Origin of the sequence: Actinomadura rifamycini DSM 43936, from assembly GCF_000425065.1 — a bacterium.
Lineage (GTDB): Bacteria > Actinomycetota > Actinomycetes > Streptosporangiales > Streptosporangiaceae > Spirillospora > Spirillospora rifamycini.
Genome location: NZ_AULB01000020.1, coordinates 91831 through 114709 on the forward strand (window position 1 = coordinate 91831; position 22879 = coordinate 114709).

22 protein-coding genes are annotated in these 22879 nt (G+C 72.5%); 7 read left to right on the top strand and 15 right to left on the bottom strand.

Annotated features, from left to right (window positions below):
* The first annotated feature begins 1 nt into the window (after position 1).
* From H505_RS43140 to H505_RS0120055, 4 genes are all read left to right on the top strand, one after another.
* A complete protein-coding gene (locus tag H505_RS43140; protein WP_034518831.1) occupies positions 2-1003 on the top strand; it encodes an ABC transporter ATP-binding protein in 1002 nt (333 codons plus the stop codon).
* Entirely contained in the window at positions 1000-1992 is a 993-nt protein-coding gene (locus H505_RS0120045; protein ID WP_026403410.1) for an ABC transporter ATP-binding protein, read from the top strand. The genes H505_RS43140 and H505_RS0120045 overlap by 4 nt, the downstream gene beginning before the upstream one ends.
* Positions 1989-2771: an enoyl-CoA hydratase-related protein gene (locus H505_RS43145; protein WP_051300923.1), complete on the top strand. Its 783-nt coding sequence runs from the start codon at positions 1989-1991 to the stop codon at positions 2769-2771. The genes H505_RS0120045 and H505_RS43145 overlap by 4 nt, the downstream gene beginning before the upstream one ends.
* A 162-nt stretch (positions 2772-2933) precedes the next feature.
* Positions 2934-3617, top strand: coding sequence for a GntR family transcriptional regulator (locus tag H505_RS0120055; protein ID WP_026403411.1), 684 nt, complete (start codon positions 2934-2936; stop codon positions 3615-3617).
* 100 nt (positions 3618-3717) lie between these two features.
* Here the strand turns inward: H505_RS0120055 and H505_RS43150 are convergent, their stop codons facing one another.
* Genes H505_RS43150 through H505_RS0120070 form a run of 3 tightly spaced genes read right to left on the bottom strand, consistent with a single transcriptional unit; the run spans position 3718 to position 7410 of the window.
* A complete protein-coding gene (locus tag H505_RS43150) occupies positions 3718-5331 on the bottom strand; it encodes a carbon-nitrogen hydrolase family protein (RefSeq protein WP_051300924.1) in 1614 nt (537 codons plus the stop codon).
* An 11-nt stretch (positions 5332-5342) separates the two neighbouring features.
* Positions 5343-6545, bottom strand: a complete 1203-nt coding sequence (locus H505_RS0120065; RefSeq protein WP_026403412.1) for a lipid-transfer protein — start codon at positions 6543-6545, stop codon at positions 5343-5345.
* Between the two features lie 25 nt (positions 6546-6570).
* Positions 6571-7410, bottom strand: coding sequence for a MaoC/PaaZ C-terminal domain-containing protein (locus tag H505_RS0120070; protein WP_026403413.1), 840 nt, complete (start codon positions 7408-7410; stop codon positions 6571-6573).
* Positions 7411-7533: 123 nt separating this feature from the next.
* Between H505_RS0120070 and H505_RS49085 the strand changes: the two genes are divergently transcribed.
* Positions 7534-8559 (top strand): AraC family transcriptional regulator, encoded by a 1026-nt coding sequence (locus tag H505_RS49085; RefSeq protein ID WP_026403414.1) that lies wholly within the window; start codon positions 7534-7536, stop codon positions 8557-8559.
* 10 nt (positions 8560-8569) lie between these two features.
* Here H505_RS49085 and H505_RS0120080 read toward each other — a convergent pair whose 3' ends face one another.
* The gene (locus H505_RS0120080; RefSeq protein ID WP_026403415.1) at positions 8570-10378 is read right to left on the bottom strand and encodes an AMP-dependent synthetase/ligase; all 1809 of its coding nucleotides are present in this window, start codon (positions 10376-10378) and stop codon (positions 8570-8572) included.
* 212 nt (positions 10379-10590) lie between these two features.
* Here H505_RS0120080 and H505_RS52455 point away from each other — a divergent pair, with 212 nt between their 5' ends.
* Together H505_RS52455 and H505_RS0120090 are read left to right on the top strand one after the other, a co-directional pair.
* Positions 10591-11064 carry a MarR family winged helix-turn-helix transcriptional regulator gene (locus H505_RS52455; RefSeq protein ID WP_034518837.1) on the top strand — a complete coding sequence of 158 codons (474 nt, stop codon included), beginning with the start codon at positions 10591-10593 and terminating at the stop codon, positions 11062-11064.
* Positions 11061-11942, top strand: a complete 882-nt coding sequence (locus tag H505_RS0120090; RefSeq protein ID WP_026403416.1) for an SDR family NAD(P)-dependent oxidoreductase — start codon at positions 11061-11063, stop codon at positions 11940-11942. Before H505_RS52455 ends, H505_RS0120090 begins: the two co-directional genes overlap by 4 nt.
* A gap of 137 nt (positions 11943-12079) precedes the next feature.
* Here the strand turns inward: H505_RS0120090 and H505_RS0120095 are convergent, their stop codons facing one another.
* The 11 genes from H505_RS0120095 to H505_RS0120145 all read right to left on the bottom strand — a co-directional run bounded on the left by H505_RS0120095 (position 12080) and on the right by H505_RS0120145 (position 22669).
* Positions 12080-12814 carry a class I SAM-dependent methyltransferase gene (locus H505_RS0120095; protein ID WP_064743677.1) on the bottom strand — a complete coding sequence of 245 codons (735 nt, stop codon included), beginning with the start codon at positions 12812-12814 and terminating at the stop codon, positions 12080-12082.
* Between the two features lie 172 nt (positions 12815-12986).
* A complete protein-coding gene (locus H505_RS43160; RefSeq protein ID WP_084550546.1) occupies positions 12987-13910 on the bottom strand; it encodes an ABC transporter permease in 924 nt (307 codons plus the stop codon).
* The gene (locus H505_RS0120105) at positions 13907-14833 is read right to left on the bottom strand and encodes an ABC transporter permease (protein ID WP_026403418.1); all 927 of its coding nucleotides are present in this window, start codon (positions 14831-14833) and stop codon (positions 13907-13909) included. The genes H505_RS43160 and H505_RS0120105 overlap by 4 nt, the downstream gene beginning before the upstream one ends.
* On the bottom strand, positions 14830-15096 hold the full coding sequence (locus tag H505_RS43165; RefSeq protein WP_034518841.1) for a hypothetical protein: 267 nt from the start codon (positions 15094-15096) through the stop codon (positions 14830-14832). The genes H505_RS0120105 and H505_RS43165 overlap by 4 nt, the downstream gene beginning before the upstream one ends.
* Positions 15097-15099: 3 nt before the next feature.
* Complete coding sequence (locus H505_RS43170) at positions 15100-16128, bottom strand: ABC transporter ATP-binding protein (protein WP_064743678.1); 1029 nt, start codon at positions 16126-16128, stop codon at positions 15100-15102.
* Positions 16125-17171 (bottom strand): ABC transporter ATP-binding protein, encoded by a 1047-nt coding sequence (locus H505_RS43175; RefSeq protein WP_051300927.1) that lies wholly within the window; start codon positions 17169-17171, stop codon positions 16125-16127. Before H505_RS43175 ends, H505_RS43170 begins: the two co-directional genes overlap by 4 nt.
* Positions 17168-18259, bottom strand: a complete 1092-nt coding sequence (locus H505_RS47855) for a class I SAM-dependent methyltransferase (protein WP_051300928.1) — start codon at positions 18257-18259, stop codon at positions 17168-17170. The genes H505_RS43175 and H505_RS47855 overlap by 4 nt, the downstream gene beginning before the upstream one ends.
* A 1-nt stretch (position 18260) precedes the next feature.
* A complete protein-coding gene (locus H505_RS0120130; RefSeq protein WP_157433064.1) occupies positions 18261-19811 on the bottom strand; it encodes an ABC transporter substrate-binding protein in 1551 nt (516 codons plus the stop codon).
* Positions 19812-20013: 202 nt separating this feature from the next.
* A complete protein-coding gene (locus H505_RS0120135) occupies positions 20014-20310 on the bottom strand; it encodes a hypothetical protein (RefSeq protein WP_026403421.1) in 297 nt (98 codons plus the stop codon).
* Positions 20310-21362, bottom strand: coding sequence for a class I SAM-dependent methyltransferase (locus H505_RS47860; protein ID WP_051300929.1), 1053 nt, complete (start codon positions 21360-21362; stop codon positions 20310-20312). The genes H505_RS0120135 and H505_RS47860 overlap by 1 nt, the downstream gene beginning before the upstream one ends.
* Positions 21363-21427: 65 nt before the next feature.
* Complete coding sequence (locus tag H505_RS0120145) at positions 21428-22669, bottom strand: FAD-dependent oxidoreductase (protein ID WP_051300930.1); 1242 nt, start codon at positions 22667-22669, stop codon at positions 21428-21430.
* Positions 22670-22879 lie beyond the last annotated feature (210 nt).

The window sequence follows — 22879 nt, forward strand, 5'->3', positions numbered from 1 at the left end:
GATGACCGGCGACACCACCGACCTTCTCGTCGTCCGCGGCCTGCGGACGACGCTGCGCACCCCGCGCGGCCCCGTCACCGTCGTCGACGGGGCGGACCTGCGGGTCCCGAGGGGTTCCACCGTGGGCGTGGTGGGGGAGTCCGGCTCGGGCAAGAGCATGCTCGCCAGGTCGCTGATGAACCTGCTGCCCGCCGGCGCCGACGTCACCGCCGACGAACTCGCCTTCGACGGGCGGGAACTGGACCCGCGGCGCCCACCGGACCGCCACTTCTGGGGCACGGAGATCGCGATGGTCTTCCAGGACCCGATGACCGCGCTCAACCCCGTCCGGACGGTCGGCGCCCAGATCTGCGACCCGCTGCGCGTCCACCGGCGCATGAACCGCCGGGACGCCCGCGCCCGCGCCGCCGAACTGCTCGCCCACGTCGGCATCCCCGCCCCGCACTCCCGGCTCCGCCAGTACCCGCACGAACTGTCCGGCGGCATGCGCCAGCGTGCGATGATCGCCGTCGCGATCGCGTGCGAACCCCGCCTCCTGATCGCCGACGAACCCACGACCGGCCTCGACGTCACCGTCCAGCGGCAGATCCTCGCCCTGCTCCGCAGGCTCAAGGACGAGCACGGCATGGCGATGGTGCTCATCAGCCACGACATCGCCCTGCTCGCCGACGAGGTCGACGAGGTCACCGTCATGTACGCGGGCGAGGTCGTCGAGCGCACCGGCGTCGAGCGGATCCGCGACGCGGCCGTCCGGCACCGCTACACCGCGGCGCTCCTGCGGGCCCACCCCGACGTGGACGCGCCCGCCCGCACCCGCCTGGAGAGCATCCCCGGCGGCCCGCCGGACCCGCTCGCCATGCCCGCCGGATGCCGGTTCGCCCCCCGCTGCGGCCACGCCCGGGACGTCTGCGCGACCGAGCCGCCGCGGCCGGCTCGCGACCCGCGGACCGGCGCCGCCCACGCCTGCCACTTCCCCGCCGAGCCGGCCGAGGAGCTCGTATGAGAACGATCGACGCACCGGTCCGCGACCCGCTCCTGCGCGTCGACGGCCTCGTCGTCGAATACCCGACGAGCGACGGGACCGTCCACGCGGTGTCGGGCGCGACCTTCGAGGTGGGCGGGGGCGAGACGCTCGGCATCGTGGGGGAGTCCGGTTCCGGCAAGTCGACGCTCCTGCGCGCGATGCTGCGGCTCACCTCCCACAGGGGCGGCTCGGTGCGCCACGGCGACACCGTGCTGACCGACCTCGACGAGAAGCGGATGCGCCCGCTGCGGCCGTCCCTCCAGATGATCATGCAAGATCCGATCGCCTCGCTGAACCCCCGGCGCCGCGTCCGCGACATCGTCGCCGAGGGCCTGCGCATGTGGCCCGACCGCGTGGTCACCTCGGTCGGGCAGCAGGTCGCGGAAGGGCTCGAGGCCGTCGGCATGGACATCGGCACCGTCGGCGACCGGCGGCCCGGCTCGTTCTCCGGCGGCCAGTGCCAGCGCATCGCGATCGCCCGCGCACTCGCCCTGCGGCCGGACGTCCTGTTCTGCGACGAGCCCGTGTCCGCGCTCGACGTGTCGGTGCAGGCACGGGTGCTCAACCTGATCCAGGACGCCAAGGAGGCCCTCGGGCTGACGGTCCTGTTCGTCTCCCACGACCTCGGCGTCGTGAAGAGCGTCAGCGACCGCGTGATGGTGATGTATTTGGGGCGGATCTGCGAGATCGCGCCGGTCGAGGCGATCTACGACGCCCCGGCCCACCCCTACACGAACCTGCTGCTGTCGTCGGCGCCGGGCTCCCGCCGCCCACCGGTGCCCGACCCCACCGGGGAGACGCCGTCCCCGCTCGACCCGCCGTCCGGATGCCGGTTCCGGACCCGCTGCCCGCTCGCCCGCGACCGCTGCGCCGCCGAGACCCCGCCGCTCCGAGACCTGCCCGGCGGCCGAAGCGTCGCCTGCCACTTCCCACTCGACTCCGAGAACGAGGCCGGTGCCACAGCATGATCGAGACGTCCTTCGACCGGGGAACCGCCCGGCTGACCCTGAACAACCCGGGACGCAAGAACGCCATCACCCAGGAGATGGCGTCCGCGATGCAGGCGTTCTGCGCCCGCGTCCACGCCGACGACGCGATCGGCGCCGTCATCGTGGACGCCGAGGGCGGCTACTTCTGCAGCGGCGCCGACACCCGGGACCTCGCGACCTCCTCGTCCGACCCCGCCTCGCCGGAGGCGGTGGCGCGGACGTCGGCCGTCTACGACGCGTTCGTCGGCGTCGGACGGCTGCCGGTGCCGACGGTCTCCCTGGTGGCCGGCGGCGCGGTCGGCGCGGGCCTCAACCTCGCGCTCGCCACCGACCTCATGCTCGTCACGCCCGACGCGGTCCTCGACAGCGGATTCCTCGCCCGCGGCATCCACCCCGGCGGCGGGCACCTGGCGCTGCTCGGCCGCGCGGCCGGCCACCGGCAGGCCGTCGCCCTCGGCGTCCTCGGCGTCCCCCTCTCGGGCACCGAGGCCGTGCGCCGCGGACTCGCGTGGGCGGCCGTCGAACCCGGCGACCTGCTCGGCACGGCGAACCGGCTGGTCGAGAAGGCCGCGGCCGACCCCGCCCTCGCCCGCCGCGTCAAGAACAGCGCCACGCTCGAACTCGGCCCCCCGGCGGTCCCGTGGACCGCGGCGGTCGAGATCGAGCGCGGCGTCCAGATGTGGTCGCTCGGCCGCAAGGGACACGACGGCTGGGCGCGCAAGCCGTCCAAGCCCGGCGTCCGGGACGGCGGGCCGTGACCGGAGCCGGCCCGTACGCGGGCCCACCCGCCTACGACGACACCAGCCAGGCGGCGTCCGGGCTCGCCTGGCTGCAGAGCCGCGATGGCTCGGTGACCCGTGACCGAGACTGAATCCACTATCGTATTCCGAGGATCGCGGACAGGCGGATGGGAGCAGAGGATGCCGGCCGAGAAACTCGCGACCGGCGGACGGTCCCGGGCCGTGGAACGCGTGGTCGAGGAGCTCCGCCGCATGATCACCGTCGGCGAGCTGCTCCCCGGCCAGCAGATCCGCCAGGAGAACATGGCCGAGCGCCTAGGCGTCAGCCGGCTCCCCATCCGCGAGGGCCTCCGCCAGCTCACCGCCGACGGCCTGGTCAGCCACACCCCCAACATCGGGTACACGGTCACCAGGCTGAGCCAGGCCGAGTTCGACCAGATCTACCTCATGCGCAACCTGCTGGAGACCGAGGTCATCGGCAGGCTCCCCGAGCCGACCCCCGAGCAGCTGCAACGCGTGAGCGACCTCAACGCCGAAGTCGCCGCCGCCGCCGAGCGCGTCGACCTGGTCGAGATGCGGCTGCGCAACCACGAGTTCCACTTCGAGATCTTCCGCCTCGCCGGCCTCGACCTGGTCATCGACGAAATCGAACGCCTGTGGAACTGGGCGGCCCCCTACCACGCCGTCTACCTCGTCTCACCGGAGAGCCGCCGCGCGATCCTGCACGAGCACGACCAGATGGTCGAAGCGCTCCGCGACGGCGACAACGCCCGCCTCGCCGACCTGATGAACCAGCACAGGCACGGCTCGGAGACCGTACTCGGCTCGATGCTCGGCGGCGCCCCCATCGTCCGCCCCACCTGACGGCGATGTAACCCGCACCCGCCGCGCCGACCGTCCGGGACGGACACTTTCCCACCCAGCCTCGGCGGGGGACTCCCCGTGAAGCCGTAGAGAGGGTCCATCAAGTCGTCTCATGAGTGCGCTTCCGTGTGTTGAGGCGCTGCGTCCGTGAGATGCGGACAGCGCATCCGAGGGTGATGAGGGTCGCCGCCGCGCACAGCCAGGCGAAGACGTCGCCGACGACGCGGTAGACGGTCGTCGTGCCGTTCGTGGGAACGTCCACGATCCAAAAGGGAGTGTCGCCGGGCGTGGTGTCCTGCTGGGAGAGGACGTGGCCCTGGTAGTCGAATGCCTGCGACGAGCCGTTGAAGTCCTGCCGCACGAGGGTGTAGCCGTTCTCGATCGCCCGCAGGCTCGCCATCTGGGTATGGATGCGTCCGATCTCCGGCCAGTCGCCACCGGGGACGAGCATGATGTCGGCGTCCACCTTCATCATGGCCGGGAAGTCCGCGTCGTAGCAGATGACGTTGCTGAGGCGGCCGTACGGCGTCTCCACCACGGGCACCGGCCCCTCGCCGGGCGTGTTGGGCTCCAGCCCCGGGATGGGGTGGTGCTTCTCGTACGTCCACAGCACGTTGCCGTCGGGGCCGACCAGGACCGTCTGATCCCGGACGTAGGGAGGGTCGGGCAGGTAGATGTTCATGGCCATGTTGAGGTAGATGCCTTCTTGCCGGGCCAGTTCGACGGCCTCGGCCTGGAAGGCCGGCACGTCCGAGGACAGCAGGCGCGCCGCGTTCTCCGACCAGAAGACGATCTTCGCGCCGGTCCGGGCCGCCAGGCGCGTGTCGGCGAACAACTGGTCGGCGATCACATCGGTGCCCGCGCGCATCGCCGCGGGGTCGGCGGTCCGGGAGACGGCCTCGAAGTCGTCGAGGTCCGTTCCGGCCAGCCGTGCGGCCTCCGCGTTGACGGCCATGTCCGGGTTGATGCCCGCGATGCGCACGGTGGGGGAGGTCGAGGCGGGGGCGAACGCGAGCCTCGCCTGTCCGCCGATGACGACCACGGCGAGGACGACCGCCGCGGCGAGGGCGGGCCTGGCGGCGTGCCGGGTGAGGCCGCGCTCCCAGAGGTGGTTCACCGCGGTCGCGACGCCGCCGATGAGGAACCCGATCGCGTACGGCCCGGCGACGGCGAGTACTTGGAGCAGCGCCAGGTTGGTGTGCTGGGTGACCGCCGGCAGCCCGTAGGCGGTACCGAACGGGTTGAAGGTTCCGACCAGGAACGAGGTGGCGGTCAGCGCGGCCGGGAACGCGAGCAGCCGTCCGAGCGATCTCAGTCGCGTTGAGACGAAGCGGTCCACCGCGAAGGGCACGAGGCCGCCGGACGCGAGGCTCAGCACGCCGACGAACGTCAGGAGGGTCAGCGGCACAGCGAGCTGTACTGCCCAGAACAGTCCGCCGGCGACGCCCACCAGCCACACCAGCGGGAGGCCCACCTGCGGCCGGCTGGTCCGCAGGAACCTGAGCAGGAAAATCTGGAAGACCCATGCGAACAGCGTGAGATCCCACCGGCCACCGACGGCGAACAACTGGAAGAACAGCCCGAGGCCCAGCCAGAGATACCGGCGGCGCTCGGGCGGGGACCGGTGTTCGGAGTCGTTGCCGTGCCGGAGTGCGGGGGCCGTTTCCTCGTTGGAGTCCGGACCTGGTCCGGTGCCGGCGGTTCTTCCACCCATGATTCCTCCGCTCACCGCTCTGCCGGCCTGAAGGCCGTGACCACGGCGGCGCCGCCGAGGCCGATGTTGTGCGCGAGCGCGACGCCCGAACGGGACGCGGCCGCCGGCACCTGGCGGGCACCGGCCGCGCCGCGCAACTGCCAGGTCAGCTCCGCGCACTGCGCCAGCCCGGTGGCACCCAGAGGGTGCCCCTTGGAGATCAGGCCCCCGGACGGGTTGACGACCCAGCTGCCGCCGTAGGTGGTCTCCCCCGCATCGATGAGCCCGCCGCCCTCACCGGGCGCGCACAGGCCGAGGGCCTCGTAGGTGAGCAGCTCGTTGGTGGAGAAGCAGTCGTGCAGCTCGATGACGTCCACATCCTCCGGGCCGATGCCCGCCTGCTCGTATACCTGCCTGGCCGCGGTCCGGCTCATGTGCGCCCCGACGAGCGCGGCGGCGGTGCCGTCGAAGGTGCCGTCCAGGTCGGTCACCACGGATTGCCCCACGATCTCGATCGCCTGGCCGGCCAGTCCATGCCGGTCGACGAACTCCTCGTCCGCGAGCACCGCCGCCGCCGAGCCGTCGGACGTCGGCGAGCACTGCAGCTTGGTGAGCGGCTCGGCGATCGTCGGCGCCTCCAGAATCTCGTCGAAGGAGAACGCGCGGCGGAATTGGGCGTAGGGGTTGTTCACCGAATGCTCGTGGTTCTTGTGCGCGATCCGCGCGAACTGCTCCGCGGTCGTGCCGTAACGCTCCATGTGTTCCCGGCCGGCCGCGGCGAACATCCACGGCGCCGTCGGCGCGCCCGGTCCGCGCAGCTCGGCGAGAGCGCCGATGTGCCGCTCCAGCGGTCCCTCCCGGTCGGTCCAGACCTCCGAGAGCGAACCGGGGGACATTCTTTCGAACCCGACCGCGAGCACGCAGTCGGCGAACCCGCCGGCGACGGCCCGGGCCGCGAGCCACAGCGCCGAGGATCCGGTGGCGCAGTTGTTGTTCACGTTGACGATCGGCGCGCCGGTCATGCCCAGCTCGTACACGGCCCGCTGGCCGCTGGTGGAGTCGCCGTACACGTACCCGGCGTACGCCTCGCGCACGTCGGTGAACGCGATCCCGGCGTCCGCCAGCGCCGCCGACCCGGACTCGGCGACCATGGCCGGGTAGTCCCAGCCTTCGCGGCGGCCCGGCTTCTCGAACTGCGTCATCCCGACCCCGATGACGAACACCTTGCGTGGCATGGAATCTCCTCTGCTGCGAGGGTGGTCAAGCGGTGAACTCGGCGCGGCCGTCGGTGATCACGCGGGCGCCGCCGTCGTCGACCGTCTCGAAGACGCACCGGTCCGTCCCGGCCGTCCACACGGTCGTGGTGATCGCCCGGCCGGGACGCGCGGGAGCGCTGAACTTCACGGCCAGGCGCCGCAGTCGGCCCGGGGCGTCCGGGGCGACGTGCCCGATCAGCGCGTGAGATGTGAAGGCCATCGTGCACAGGCCGTGGACGATGATCCCCGGCAGACCCGCCCGGCGGGCGGCGTCCTCGTCGAGGTGGACGGGCATGGTGTCCCCGGACGCCTCCGCATAGCGGAAGGTCTGGTCGGCGTCGAACTGCTGCACCACCGTGGCGGCGGGCTCACGGTCGCGTACCTCGCTCCGCAGGCCGTGGTCGGGGCCCGTGCGCCCGGTGTCGCCGCCGGTGTGCTCCGCTCCGCGGAAGAAGCCGGTGAAGTACTGCTCGTTGACCGGCTCCGCCGCCGCGTCCCGCGTCTCCACCAGGGTCGTGACCAGGACACCGGAGCTGCGCGCGTGGACGCCGATGACCTGCGCGCGGGTGCTCAGCACGTCGCCGGGCACGATCGGCCGGCGGATGTGCAGATCGTGCCGACCGTGCAGGATCGTGCCGGCCGCCGACTCCGGGGCCGCCGCCAGTGTCCGCCGCGCCATGACGGAGAAGCCCGGTACGACGGCGAACACCGGGGGTGCCAGGGTGCCGTCGAGGTGTGCGGTGACGGGGTCGTTGGTCGCCTCGGCATAGCCGACCGTGCGCTCCGCCGTCACCGCGAACTCGACGGACTCGCTCCACCGCCCGACCTGCTGTGTGTTGAACATACCGGGGAAGCTACGGGGCCTTCCCCGGTCCGTCCGAGCACCGTGCCTCGCAGATCTCATGACCGCCGCGCGCATGCGGTCCGTACGTGGTACGGGCACCGAACCGGGCGTTATGGTGCGCTTGTGACCAGTTCAACGCTGCCGGGAGACGTTACCCGGCGGCTGGCGCGCATCGGCGAGCGGCAGGGATTGGACTCGGCCTCCCTGCTACGGCGCGCAGGTATCGCCGCCGACGTCGCGAGCCCGACCACGGGCGCCGGTGTGACGCTCTCCCAAGCGGCCGAACTGACGCAGGAACTGTGGATCCTGACCGGAGACGAGCTCTTCGGGCTGGGACCGGCCGTCCCGCTCGGCTCGTTCCAGCTCATGATGCGTTCGGTGATCCACGTTCCCGACCTGCGGGCGGCGCTCCAGCGCCTCGCCGAGGCCAGCGAGGCCATGACCGGCATGCCGCGGCTCCGCGTGACGGTGCGTGAGACGCTCGTCGAAGTGGAGATCGATGTCAGCCGGCTGGACGATCCCGACCATCTGGGCGGCGACATCCTGGCCACGCTGATCCACCGTGTGCTGGGTTGGCTCATCGGACCGCGGATCGGTCTGCGCGAACTGCGCCTGCCGTGGCCGGAAACTCCGTATGCCGCGGACTACGAGATCGTCTTCGGCCGGCACCCGGTGTTCGGCGCCGACCGGCTGGCCTTGGCCTTCGACCGTCGGCTCCTGACCGCGCCCCTGGTGCGGGACGAGCAGCAACTCGCCGACTACCTGGCAGACCAGCCGAACGTGTGGTTCGCCACGCGTGACTACGGGACGACGGTCGCCGACCGGGTGCGCAAGATCCTCGAGCGCGGACTGCGAGGGCACTGGCCGACGCCCGACGACATCGCCGCACAGCTCAGCGTGAGCACGCAGCATCTGCGCAGACTGCTGCGAGCCGAACACACCTCGATCCGCCAGCTCAAAGAAGATCTGCTGCGCGAGGCCGCCGTCGCCAGCCTGGCCCGCGGCGAGGAGTCGGTCGAGGAGTTGGCGAGGCGGCTGGGCTTCTCCGAGGCCAGCGCCTTCCGCCGCGCCTTCCGCCGGTGGACCGGGCGGCCGCCCGGTGCCTACCGCGGCGCGGACGGGGCCGCGCCCGCCGCCGCCCGCGAGTGAGCGGGCGCCGTCAGCCGGACGGGTCCGGCTGCCGCTGCCGCCGGTAGAGGGCCTCGATCTCCTCGGCGTACCGCTCGACGATCGCCGCCCGCCGCAGCTTGCCGGTCGGGGTCAGCTCCGCGCCGCCCGGGAGCCAAAGCACCGGCAGGATTCGGAAGTGCTTGATCTGCTCGACCCGCGACAGCGTCGCGTTCGCGCGTGCCACTCCGGCCTCGACCGCCGCCTGGACTTCGGGCCGCTCCGCGAGCACGGAGACGTCCTGGCCGGTGGAGGGTCCGCCGACGAGGGCCGCCGCGGCCACCGGGTCGAGGGTGATCAGCGCCACCACGTAGGGACGGCGGTCGCCCACGGCGAGCACGGAGGCGACCAGTGGGCAACAAGCCAGCACGGCGCTCTCGATATTGGCCGGTGACATGTTCTTGCCCGAGGAGTTGATGATCAAGTCCTTCTTGCGGTCGACGATGGTCACGTACCCGTCGGCATCGACGGTGCCCACGTCTCCGGTATGAAGCCACCCCTCGACGTCGATCGCCCGGGCGGTTCCCGCCGGGTCCCCGCGGTAGCCGCGCATGAGGGTCGGGGCGCGGAGCAGTAGTTCACCGTCATCGGCGACCCGCACCTCGACGCCGCTCATCGGCCGGCCGACCGTCCCGGGCCGGATCTCGCCCGGACTGTTGATCGTCCCGGCGGCGGCCGACTCCGACATCGCCCATCCCTCGCAGAGTTCGACGCCCAGTGACTGGAAGAAACGGACGACATCGGCGGCGATCGGGGCGGAACCGGTGATGACCGCCCCGGCCCCGTCCAGGCCGATCCTCGCCCGGAGCCGGTCCAGCACCAGCCCGTCGGCGGCGGCCAGCCGGATCGCCAGGTGGAACGGCAGCGGGTGGCCCGACATCCGCAGTTCCGCGGCCTTCCGGCCGGTCCCGACCGCCCAGCGGGCGAGACGTCCGCGGGCGCCGGTCCGGGCGGTGATCGCCTGGGTGAGCGCCGCCTGCAGCTTGTACCAGAGGGCCGGCACGCCCATGAAGATCGTCGGCCGCACCGCCGGCAGCACCTGGGCGACGGTCTTCGGGTCCGCCACGGTGGTGATCGAGGAGCCGCCGGCCATCGCCAGGTAGTGGCTGAAGTACCGGTTGGCCACGTGCGCGTCGGGGAGGTAGGAGATCAGGCGCCCGGCCTGCGCGGCCGGCCCCAGATGGGGGAGGAGGAGTCCGCTGCGCAGGCACGCGAGGATGGCGCGGTGCTCCACCTCGACGCCTTTCGGTGGTCCTGTCGTGCCCGACGTGTAGATGAGTGTGGCCAGGTCGTCGGGACGTACGGACCGCCAGGCGGCCTCGAAGTCGAACCCCTGCGGCCGTCCGGTCTCGAGGCCGCTCAGCGGCACGGTGTTCTCGGCCGCGCCGTCCACGCAGACGACGTGTTCCACCGTCCCCCCGGCCGCCCGGACCGTGTCCACCCACCGCTGTTCGGTGACCACGACCCGGTTGCCGGCATTGGCGAACAGGTGGGCGATCTGCGTCGGCGGACTCGTGTTGTAGACCGAGAAGGGCGTGGCGCCGAGGTGCAGCGCCGCCGTGTCCACGAGGTGGTACTCGGGCCTGTTGGTGAGCATGAGCGCCACGGTGTCCCCGCGGCGGACGCCGAGCGACGCCAGGCCCCCGGCGATGCGTCGCACACGCTCGGCGTACCGGCCCCAGGTCAGTTCCGCTGCGCCGTCCGAACTGCGCAGCGCCGTCCGGTCGCGGTGTGCTTTCGCGGTGTGCTGGAAGAGTTCGGCGAGGCTTTGCGCCGACTGCAGCGCGTCCATGGCATCCATCGGGACCTGGCTCCTGTCTCCGGGCCGTCCTGACTCCTGCCGGGTCATCGTCGACCGCCCGGACACCCGCCATCATCGGCTCGGCCGCGCGGACCGCCCAGGACCCTCCCGCGCTCGTTGCGGGACCCCCGCGCGCAGGCTCCGAGGCTCACGGCGGACCGGCAGGTATGTGGGTTTTCCAATTAATGGATTTTCCATGTATCTTGCCGGTCATGGACGACCGGCGCCTGAACGAAGAGCTGCACGACTACCTGTTCGCGATCCGCACCCAGGTGCATTCCGACCTCAGGGAGCTCGCCCGGGAAGCGGGGCTGACCGACACCCAGACCGGTGCGCTGTGGAGGCTGAGCCGCGGGCGGGAGATGACGGCGCGGCGGCTGGCGGACCTCCTGCAATGCGACGCCTCGACCGCCACGGCGATGATCGACCGGCTGGAGAAGCGCGGACTGGTCCGCCGCGTGCCCCACCCCACCGACCGCCGCGCGAAGGTCGTCCAGCTCACCCCCGAGGGATGCGCGCTGCGCGATCGCGTCGTCCGGCACACCACCGAGCACTCGCCCTTCGCCCGCCTCGACCGCGAGAGCAGGCTGCGCCTGCACTCGCTTCTCCGCGAGGCGATCGACGGCACCGGCTCGGCGGGCGAGGCCGCCGGCGGCAAGGACACCATGGAAAAGGAGCAGCAGTGAGCGTCAAGACCGCAGTCATCACGGGCGGAGCCTCCGGCCTGGGCCTGGTGATGGCACGCCACTTGATCAAGGCCGGTCAGAACGTCGTCCTCGTCGGCCGGGACGAGGCGCGCACCCGGGCCGCCGCCGACGGCCTGCGCACCCTGGCCTCCGCGAGCGGTGACGCGGTTCCGCCGCGGACGTACATCGCCGACCTGGAGCAGAGGGCGCAGGTACGGGCACTGGCAGCGAAACTGGCCGCCGATACCGTCCCGGTGGACGTCCTCATCAACAACGCGGGGGCGGCCTTCCCCCGGTACGAGCAGACGGTGGACGGTGTCGAACGCACATACGCGCTCAACCACCACGCCCCGTTCCTGCTCACGCACGCCCTCCTGGCCGAAGGGGCGCTCACGTCCGGGGCGCGGATCATCAACATGTCCACGTTCGTGGAGAAGCGCGGCAGGCTCGACGTCGCCGACCCGGACGTCGCGGGGACCTCGTGGCGTGAACGTTTCTACAACCAGATCAACGTCTATGCGACGAGCAAGCTCGTCGGCCTCCTGGCGGCGCGAGAGCTCGCGAACCGCTTGCCCGGCGGTATAAGCGTCTACAACGCCAACCCCGGCATGGTGAAGGGCACCGCGATCAACAGCAACGCCGGTGGCCTGATGCGGCTGACCGCCCCGTTGTTCCGTCCGTTCGCCATCGGCCCGGACGAAGGCGTGCAGACCCCGGTCTGGCTCGCCACCGCCGCGTCCGCCCCGCAGCCCAGTGGCGGCTTCTTCAGTAAGTCCCGGCCGGACACACCTTCGCGCCGGGCAATGGACGACGATCTCGCCCGCACCGTCTACACCAGAACCGCGACTCTCCTCGGAGTGGAACCCCTCGTGAGGTAGAGCCGTCCGTGAACGATTCTCTGAAGTAGCCAATAAGCCCAGAGACACGATGGGGGTGTCCGGGGCTCCCACCCGACGCTCGCGCGGTCGCCCTGTCTCCTGCTTTGACTGCGTCTGGATCGTGCCGGTGGATGTGTTCAGGGGGTGGCTGGTTTGCGGGCGGTGAGCAGGCGGGTCGGGACCCACGGGCTGCCCCACCACGCGCGCCAGCCGAGGCCGCGCACGCGGATGTCCTGGGCGTTCAGCCGGGCCAGCACCGCGGCGTACTCGCGGGGGGTCCGCGCCAGGTCGGCGATCAGGAGGCGGCCGCCCGGCCGCAGCACCCGGTACGCCTCGGCGATCGCTTGGGCGCGGGCGTCCGCGCCGAAGATGGTGTGCACCGTCAGGCTGGACACGACCAGATCGAAGCTCGCCTCCGCGTACGGGAGTCTGCGCAGGTCGCCCCCTTGCACGCGGACGCGGTCGGCGACGCCTTCGGCGCGGGCGTTGCGCAGCGTCGCCGCCGGGGTGTTGCCGGACTGGTCCCGTCCGCGCCACAGGTCCAGGCCGACCGCCCGGCCCCGCGGGAGGCGGCGGGCGGCGGCCAGCAGGACGGCGCCGCGCCCGCAGCCGAGGTCGAGCAGCCGTTCGTCGCCGCGCAGGTCCAGCTCGTCCAGCACGTCCCGCCAGACCAGGAACTTGCCGCGCAGCGTGGCGTGCAGGCTCAGGGCCAGGCATCCCGCCAGCAGGGTGCCGGAGACCAGCGCGGGCAGTGCGGCGGCCAGATCGGCGGTGACCGCCATCACCAGCCCGGTCGCCCAGAACCCCAGCACGACCAGGCCCATGAAGCCGAACCCGTAGGGCGAATCCATCCCGTACCGCGCGCCAGGCATCCCGCCACTCTGCCACGAATCAGCCGCTCGGGGGACGGCTGCGACGCACTGGTCCACCGCCGTGTGCGGCCGCGGGCTCGGCGAAGCCGTCCGCGCCCCGGCGGGGCCGGCCGTCGGGGCGCGGATAGCGTACGGGGGCGCATCGCGGTCGGCGCATGCGCTTCGCGCGGCTCTACCAGAGTTCGGGGTCGTGCTTGGTGCGGACCGAGGGGTTGAAGGCGTCCCGGAGCGCGTCGCCGAGCAGGTTGAACGCGACCACGATCGCCATGATCGCCAGGCCCGGGGCCACCGTCGCCCACCAGGCGAGCTGGAGGGTGTTGCGGGAGTCGGCCAGCATGCTGCCGAGCGAGAACTGCGGCGGCTGCACGCCGAGGGACAGCAGGCTGAGCGCGCTCTCCACCAGGATCAGGACGCCGGCGCTCGTCGACCACAGGATGATCACCGGCCCGAGGACGCTCGGCGCGATGTGCCGCAGCAGGATCGCCGGGGTGCGGGTGCCGATGGTCCTGGCGGCGGTGACGAACTCCATCCGCTTGACGCGCGCCACGGAGTCGGCGATCGTCCGCGCGTAGTTCACCCAGCCCCAGAGCGCGAGGACGATCATCATCTTGGTGATGCCCGGGCCGACGACCGCGGCCAGAGCGACGCCGACCGCGACGAACGGGATGGCGAACTGGATGTCGGCGAGCCGCATCAGGACCATGCCGACCGTGTTCTCGTAGTAGCCGGCGATGAGACCGAGCAGCAACCCGAAAAGGGCGGAGGCCGTGGCGGTGACGACGCCGATGAGCAGGCTGAGCCGCAGTCCGTACATCAGCCTGCTGAGGACGTCCCGGCCCAGCGGGTCCGTGCCGAACGGGTGCGACCAGGAGGGGGCGCGGCTCGCCTCCTGCAGATGCTGCGCGGTCGGGTCGGCGGGGGCCAGCAGCGGTGCGAGCAGCGCCACGAGGACGAGCAGCCCGAGCAGGACGATCGCGAAGCGTCCGGTGGCGTCCCCCCAGACGCGGCGGGCGGTCTCGGCCGCGCGGGAGCCGCCGCTCACGGTCTCCGAGGGCCGCGCGCCGGTCTGCTTCCGTAGGGTCGTGTTCACGCTCATGTCGCCGCCTTCGCGCGCAGCCGGGGGTCCACCAGCCGGACGATCACGTCCACGCCGATGTTGACCAGGGTGATCAGCATCGCCATGCAGAACACGCTGGCCTGGACCAGCGGGAAGTCCTGATTGGTCACGCCGCGGATCAGCAGCGCGCCGAGCCCCTCGTAGCCGAGGATCGGCTCCAGGACGAGCAGCGCGCTGAACAGGAACGAGAACTCGATGCCGAGCCACGCCAGCATGGGCGGCAGCGCCCCGGGGAGCGCGTGCCCGAGCAGGATCCGCCAGGGGGCGACGCCCTTGGAGCGCGCCGTCAGCACGTAGCCCTCGCCGAACGAGTCGAGCAGCTGGCCGCGCGCCATCCGGGCGCTGGTCGACATCGCCGTGATGGTCAGGACGGTCACCGGGACGACGAGGCTCGCGTAGCCGGTGCTGCCGGTCGCCGGCAGCCAGCCGAGTTCGACGGCGAACAGCAGGACGAGCAGCAGGGCGAGCCAGAAGTACGGGACGCTGCCCGTGACGAACGTGACCGCCATGACCAGCCGTCCGCTGGGCCGGCTCGGGCGCAGCGCCGCCAGCACGCCGATGCCGAACGACAGCAGGACGGCGAGCACGATCGAGGGCACCACGATCCACAGGCTCGGGCCGATGCGCTCGAACACCATCTGCGCGGCGGGCTGCCCGAACGCGAACGAGTCCCCGAAGTCGAGGGTGAACGCTCCGCGCAGCGCGTCGAAGTACTGGACGATCGCCGGCGCGTCCAGTCCGAGGCGTTCGCGGGTCGCGGCGACCACCTCGTCGGACGCCTCGGGCGGCGACAGCAGCGCGGCCGGGTCGCCCGCGAGTCTGGACAGGGCGAACAGGAACGTCGACACCCCGCAGGCGACCATGATCACCAGGAGCAGCCGACGGACGATGTAACCGATCACCGGGCGGCCACCGACTCCATGAGCCGTTCCAGGAAGCGGGCCCGCTCCGCGGCGAGGCGCTCGCGCAGTTCCGGGCTCGGCCGGTGCAGCTCGATGTCCTCGCGGGTGACGGCGCCGCGCTCGTCCAGGAGCTCCTCCAGGACGGCGAAGCGGTCGCGCAGCACCCACACCTCGGAGGCGACCTCCATCAGCGCGTTGAACACCCCGTCGAGGGGGACGGAGCCGTCCAGGTAGACCGGACGGTCGGCGGCGAATCCGGGCATGGGTCACCCGTCTTTCTGTGCGAGGGCCGGGGCCACCAGCGGTGGCGCCGCCGGCGCGTGGACATGGACGTCGGCGCCGCCGACGCCGAGTTCTCCGGGGAAGTGGCAGGCCGCCGTGCGGCCCGGCGCGATCTCCGCCGGCGGTGGCGCCTCGGCGGCGCAGCGCTCCCGCGCGATCGGGCACCGGGTGCGGAACACGCAGCCGGACGGGCGGTCGACCGGCGACGGGATGTCGCCCGCCGGGACGATCCGGTGCTCGGCGTCGCGGCGCATCGAGACCAGGGACGCCGTGTACGGGTGGGCGGGGTCGGCGAACACCCGCGCGGTGTCGCCGACCTCCATGAGCCGCCCCAGGTACATGACGGCGACGCGGTGGCTGAAGTGCCGGACGAGGCCGAGGTCGTGCGTGATGAACAGGTACGACAGCCCGAGGTCGCGCTGCAGGTCCTGGAGCAGGTTCACCACCTGCGCCTGGACGGAGACGTCGAGGGAGGCGGTCGGCTCGTCCGCGACGATGAGGGACGGGTCGAGCATCAGCGCGCGCGCGATGCCGACCCGCTGGCGCTGCCCGCCGGACAGCTCGTGCGGGTACCGGCCGGCGAACGCCGGGTCGAGCCCGACCCGTTCCATCATCGCGGTCGCGGCCGCCCGGCGGGACGCCTTGTCACCGACCTTGTGCGAGCGCAGCGGTTCGGCGAGGACGTCGCCGATCCGCTGGTAGGGGTTGAGCGAGGTCGACGAGCTCTGGAACACCATCGCCATCCGGCGCCGGACCCGGCGGCGCAGCTCGGCGCCGCGCGCCCGGGTGACGTCGGCGCCTTCGAACTCGACCGTCCCGGCGGTGGGACGTTCCAGGCGGATCAGCATCCGCGCGAACGTGGACTTGCCGCTGCCGGACTCGCCGACGAGGCCGAGCGTCTCGCCGCGCCCCACCGACAGGGACACGCCGTCCACGGCGCGGAGGGTCCGGCCGCCCGGCACGCGGTAGTCCTTCACCAGCCCGGTGACCCGGGCCACGGTTTCGTCGGTCACGGGCGGCCTCCTGCCGGGTCGGATTCGTAGCCCTCCGCGCGGATGCACGCCACCATGCGTCCCGGCCGGACCTCCCTGGGTTCCGGACGGACGGTCGTGCACGCGTCGTGGACGCCGGGGCAGCGGTCGGCGAACGCGCAGCCGGGCGGCTCGTCCGACGGGGCCGGCGGACGTCCCGCGATGGCCTGCAGGCGGCCGTCCCCGGCGAGGCCGGGCGCCGCGCGCAGAAGGGAGTAGGTGTAGGGGTGGCGGGGCTCGGCGAGGACCTGCGCGGTCGGTCCCTCTTCCACGACCTGGCCCGCGTACATCACGACGATCCGCCCGGCGATGTCGGCGATCACCTCGAGGTCGTGGGTGGCGATCACGACGGAGATGCCGAACTCGCGGTTGAGGTCGCGCAGCAGTTCGAGGACCTGGGCCTGCGTGGTGACGTCCAGCGCGGTGGTCGGCTCGTCGCAGAACAGGACGTCGGGCCGGGCCACGAGCGCCATCGCGATGACGATGCGCTGCGCCTGCCCGCCGGAGATCTCGTGGGGGTGGCTGCGCATCCGTGCCGCGGGCTCGGGGATGCCGACGCGTTCGAGGGTCCGCTCGGCGAGCTCGCGGGCGTCGGCCGCCGACAGGCCGGGGTCCGCGGTCCGCGCCGACTCGACGAGCTGCGCACCGATCCGCTTCATGGGGTGCAGCGCCCGCCACGGGTCCTGGAAGATGATCCGGGCCCGGCGCGCCCGCAGCCGGCGCAGCTCGCGCCGGGGCATGGCCAGGACGTCCGCGCCGGCGCACTCGATCGAGCCGGTCACCCGTGCCCCGGGCGGCAGCAGCCGCAGCGCCGCCAGGATCGAGGTGGACTTGCCCGAGCCGGACTCGCCCGCGACGGCGACGATCTCGCCGCGCCCGACCGTGAACGTCACGCCGCGCAGGATGCGCAGGTCGCCGCGGGCGCCCGGGAGCGACACCGAGACGTCCCGCATGCCGAGGGCCGGGGTCGCGGCGGTCCCGGCGGCCGCCGGGACCGCGTCGCGGGACCGCAGCCTGCCGATCATGAGCCGTCCTCCGTGCCGGGTTTGCGGGCGGTGGTCACCCACGGGTAGGAGCCGGGGCCGAGGGCCGCCTGCCGGACGTCGCCGAACCCGGCCGCCTCGGCGACGGACACCAGGTCGGCCTGCGCGGCCGGGCGCCACCACGGCTCGTGCCCGTGCTCGGCGTCCCAGTCGTCCAGCCATGCCTGGTAGGCGCCGCGGCGGCGGTAGGGGGCGACGTCGGAGAACACCAGGTCGCCGCCGGGCCGCAGCAGGCGGTACGCCTCCGCGAACACCGCGGCGACGGCGTGCGGCGGCATCTCGTGCAGCAGGATGAAGGACGTCACCAGGTCGTGGCCGTCCGCGGGGAGGCCGGTGTCCTCGGCCGGAGCGCGCAGCAGGTGCCAGCTCAGGCCGCGGTCGGCGGCCCGCCGCTGCGCGTAGCGGAGGGAGGCGGCCGACAGGTCCACGCCGGTGATCCGCGCGTCCGGGTACCGCTCGGCGAGCTTGAGCGTGTACTGGCCCGTCCCGCACCCCAGGTCGCAGATCGCCCGGTAGCGGTCCCGCGGCGCCGCGTCGGCGACCGCGGCGCGCTGCGCGAAGATGTCTCCGTACACGGGTACGAGCAGGTGGCGGTAGACGAGTTCGTGGTGGACGAAGCCCATGTGCTCGTGGCCGTCCCAGCCGCCGCGGGTCCCGTGGAACTCGTACTTCCAGTAGCGCGGGACGGCCGCGTCGCCGCGGTCGGCGATCGCGCCCGGGTCGGGCGCGGCGGCGAGGTCTTCGAGGACGTCGCGGCGCGCGTCGAACGCGTCCTCCGCGCGCGGGGTGAGCATCCGCCTGCTCCAGCGGAGCGCGGCGCCGATGACGGCCTGCTCGGGCATGCCGTCCAGTTCCGCCGCCACCGCCGCGCGCAGCCGGGTGATGTCGGCCCCGCCGTCCTGCTCCCAGCGGGCGGCTTCGGGCGACGCCTCGATCCGGTCGCGGACGCGGGCGCGCAGCGGCGCCAGCGACGCGCGGGCCGCCGCGAGGAACTCCAGTTCCGCCCGGCCGCGCTGGGCCAGGACGACCGACGGGTTCATGCCGTCGGGCACGTGTTCTGCGGTCGGCACCTCAGCCTCCCTGCTTGGTGACGCCGTCGAGCAGCAGCATCAGGCCGTTGCTGTTGTCGAAACCGGAGACGCCTGCGCGGTGCCCGCCGACCGTCGGCGCCCCGTAGGTGTAGAGCACGTAGGACCGTTCCAGCAGGTGCTGTCCGCACGCGATCAGCTTCTGCTCGCGCTTCGCCTGATCGAGCTCGGTGCTCTGCGCGTCCATCAGCTCGTGCCAGGTGGAGTCCTCCACGAACGGCTTCTTGGACGACGAGACGTGCGCGTAGGGGCGGTCCGCGTCGAAGATGCCGGTGTAGGACGCGCCCCGGTAGAAGATGTCGGCGTCGGAGCCGCTGCGGAACGTCTTCACCCAGATCGGCACCTCGACAGCGTTGATCTTGGGGCGGAACCCGGCCTGCTCGAGCTGGGCGCCGATCGCCTCGTACAGCTTCTTGTAGAGGGACATGCCGAAGATCTCGACCTCGGCGCCCTCCGCGCCGGCGGACTTCAGCAGGCTCTTGGCCTCGGCGAGGTCGTACGCCGGGCGGGTGACGTCGGGGGAGTGGCCGAACACCCCCTTCACCGGCAGCTGCCCGTCCTCGAGGATCCCCGAGCCGTAGGTGATCGTGTCGATCAGCGCCTGCGCGTCGACCGCCTTGATCGCCGCCTGCCGGACGCGGATGTCGTCGAAGGGAGCCTTGGTGGTGTTGAGCTGGAACATGTTCTGGTTGCCGCTGAAGTCGGTGCTGACCGTCAGGTCGTCCCGGTTCGCGAGCGTTTTGATCGATTCGGCGCCGAGGTTCTGCGCGGCGTCGATCTGCCCGGCCTGCAGCGCCGACGCCATCGCGCCGGGGTCGCTGAAGTAGCGCAGGGTGACTTGGGACGACTTCGGCCGGTCGCCCCAGAAGCCGTCGAACGCGGTGAACTCGATGCCGCTGTCGACGGCGAAGTTGGTGATCCGGAACGGTCCGGAGCCGATGGGCGCCTTGGCGAACCCGTCCGGGCCCTTCTGGGTCCACTCCTTCTGCGGGACGATGAAGATCTGGCCGACGCGGTTCAGGAGCAGCGGGTCGGGCTTCTTGGTCTCGATCTCCACCGTGGTCGCGTCCACCTTGCGGACGTCCTTGATCGTGGAGATCACGGTGGCGAGCGGGTACTGCTCGCGGAGGACCTCGGTGAGGCTGAACACCACGTCGTCGGCGGTCACCGGCGCGCCGTTGTGGAACACGGCTCCCGAGCGGAGCCTGAACCGCCACACGGTGTCGCTGCTGCGGCTCCACTCGCTGGCGAGCCGCGGCGTCGCCTCGGTGTCGCCGCGCAGTTGCCGGACCAGCGCGTCGAACGCGTTGAACTGGAACGTCGTGTACTGCTCCTGCATCGGGTTCAGCGTGTCGTCGACGACGACCGTGCCGATCGTCAGGCCCTTGCGTCCGCTCCCCGAGGCGGAGCCGGGGCCGCCGCAGGCGCCGAGCAGACTGGCGCCCGCCACCGCACCGCCCAGGGCGATGCCCGCTCGCAGAAAGCTCCGGCGGTCGAGCGCGGGTCCGTTCTTGAACACAGAACTCTGGCCCACTGGCCTGCTCCTTTGGGTCGTTCGTTCGCCCTCCGCGTGACGGCGCGGCGGGCGTGAGGGTGGGTGGTGATGCGGGGGGCGGCCCCCGGGCGGTGTCCGGCGGCCGGCTCGGCGGCCGTGCGGCTTCGCCCGGGAGCCGCCGGGAGCGGTGCGGAGGCGGTCGGGGGACGCCGGTCGGGAAGGTCGGTCGGGGCGGTTCGGGTCAGGCGGCGGGACCGGTGCGGGCGGTGGCCGCGGCCACCCGCGCGTCGGGGTCGAGGACGGCGCCGAACACGCGCCCGACGAAGTCGCCGCGCTCGCGCCCCAGCCGTTCGAGCAGGTCGCCGGACGGCCGCAGCGCGTCCACCGCCTCCTCGTCGAGGCAGCCGCGCTCGCGGAGCAGGTGCTCCAGCACGAGGGTGCGGTCGCGCAGGATCCACACCTCCGACGCCAGTTCGGTGAGCATCCGGGTGATCTCGTCGAGCCGCTCGGACCCGAGGTACGCGTTGTCGCCGCTCATCACCGCTCCTTCCGGGCCCGCACGACCCAGGGATAGTCGCCCGCGCCGAGGCCGTACGCCTCGACGTCGCCGAAGCCGGCCTGCTTGACCAGGGCCGGCAGATCGAGTTGCAGGTAGGACCGCATGAAGGGTTCGCCCCGGTGCTCGGTCTCCCAGTCCAGGACGACGGAGCGGAAGGCGTCGTTGCGCTCGACCGGCGCGATGTCGCCGATGACGAGGTCCCCGCCGGGCTCCAGCACCCGGAACATCTCCGCGAGGATCGCCTCGGTGGCCTTCGGCGGCGTCTCGTGGAAGAGCGTGAAGATCGCGACGAGGTCGACCGAGGCGTCCGGCAGGCCGGTGTCCTCGGCCGCCGCCTGGATCAGCTCCCAGGCGTTCCCCTCGTGCACGCAGCGCGCCCGCGCGTACTCCAGCTGCGTCCTCGACAACTCGACGCCGGTGTACCGCGCGTCCGGGAACTCCCTGGACAGGACGGACGCGAACCGCCCGTTGCCGCAGCCCGCCTCGAGAACGCGGCGGTAGTCGCGGCGGGGGGCCTCCAGGGCGACCTGCGTGCGCTGGTCCATCAGGTTCTCGCCCGCCCGGACGGCGCCGACGCCGCCCGGCATCAGGACGTACCGGTAGCCGAGGTCGTGGATGACCACGCCCATGAGGTCGTGGCCGTCCCAGCCGCCCGTCGTCAGGTGGAAGCCCTCGCGGTAGTAGGCGGGCGGGACGAGCGACGGGTCCAGGGTCAGCGACCCGGGGGCGTCGGCGGGGACGTCCAGCCATTCCTCGATGCCGGCCCGGGAGTGTTCGGCCGCCGGGATCGCCCGCACGTAGATCTCCTCGGCCACGTAGCGGGTCAGCAGCCGGTCGAGCAGCCAGGGGCCGTGGTCGCCCAGCGTCTCGGCCACCGAGCGGCGGCGTCCGGGCAGGTCGGCCGGCGGGTCGTCGACCAGCTCGGCGTAGCGGCGCCCCGCCGCCGGCTGGAGGACCCCTCCGGTGTGGTGCTGCAGGGAACCCAGGAACTCCAGCCCGGCGCGGTCGCGCTGCGCCACGGGTACGTCCATGTCCGTCTCCTCTCCGATCGTCGTTGTGCCGTGCGGGGCGCGCACGGCGGTCCGGTGCCGGACGGTCAGCCGGCGGTGCGCTCGGGCTCGCCCACCGCGAGCATCGAGCTGCGCAGCAGGTGGGCGCGGGCGAGCGCGGGGTCGGCCGCGGTGCGGCGCATGTGGTCGGCGCGTCGGCGCCGCTCCTCGGGGTCCTCCTCCTGGAGGGACTCCCAGTTCTCGTGGGTGACGGTCCGCACGTAGTCGTGGGCGACGTCGCGGCGGAGTTTCTCGTAGGCGTCGACGGGTCCGGTGTCGCCGCGCAGGGCGGCGGTGACGGCGGCGGCGGCCGCGGCGGCGTCGTGGATGCCGCTGTTCATGCCGAGGCCGCCGAGCGGGTTGTTGATGTGGGCCGCGTCCCCGGCGAGCAGGACCCGCCCGCGCCGGAACCGTTCGGCGATCCGCTGGTGGACTCGGTAGATCCGGGCGTGCGCGATCGTGTAGCCGCGTTCCAGCGGTGCGATTCCCTGCAGCCGCCGCTGGATCGCGCCGGGGTCGAGGGCGCCGCCGTCCGCCTCCGCCTCCGGGATCGGGAACAGCGCCCGCCAGTGCAGCGGGGTGCGCAGCAGCACCAGCCATTCGCGGGGGTCGGAGATGTAGTTGACCGCACCGATGCCCGGGACGAGCTCGGCGAAGTCGTCGGTGGTGGAGACGACGAGGAACCGCTCGGGGTAGGTGATGCCGGGGAACTCGATGCCGAGGTCGCGCCGGACGGCGCTGTGCGCGCCGTCGGCGGCGATCACCCAGCGGGCGCGGCACCGGGCCCCGCCGTCCAGGACGACCGTCGCGCGGGAGTCGGCGCCGCCGTTTCCGGGGTCGACGGAGGTCACCCGCGCTTCGTGGACGAGGCGCGCGTTCGGGATGCCGGCGAGGCGGCGGCCGATGATGCGGACGAGATTGCGCTGCTCGCTCTGCAGCCGGTAGGGGAAGCGGGTGTCGTCCTTGATGCTGGCCAGGTCGAAGTGCGCGACGAGGCCGTCGGCGCGGTCCCGGTACTGGTAGGTGTCCGCGATGAGCCCGGCCTCGTGCAGCTCGTCGGCCACGCCCAGGTCGTCCAGGATCTCCAGGGTGGGGGGATGGAACGTGGAGGCGCGGGACTCGCTCAGGTCCTCGCGCGCCGCCGCCTCGCGTCCGGTCTCCTCGAGGACCACGACGCGCAGCCCGGCGCGGGCGAGGGCGAGGGCCGCGGTGGCACCCACGGGGCCGAATCCGACGATCGCGACATCGGCCTCGGTGTCGCGCGGCGGATCGTTCTGGCCGACAAGCACGGGTTCCCTCCAGAATGGTCGCATCTCTCACAATGCGGTAACCGCGTACTCAGGATGTGGAAGAAGCTAAAGGCTTCCCTGTGACGGTTGTCAATGCTTCCCGGTCGCGGAGTTTGCGACGAAGCAATGGTCGGACGCGCAAAAGGCCGACGGCATCGGGGTTTCGCGGCACGCGAGACCGTCCGGGAAACAGGAAAACGGCGCCGCTCA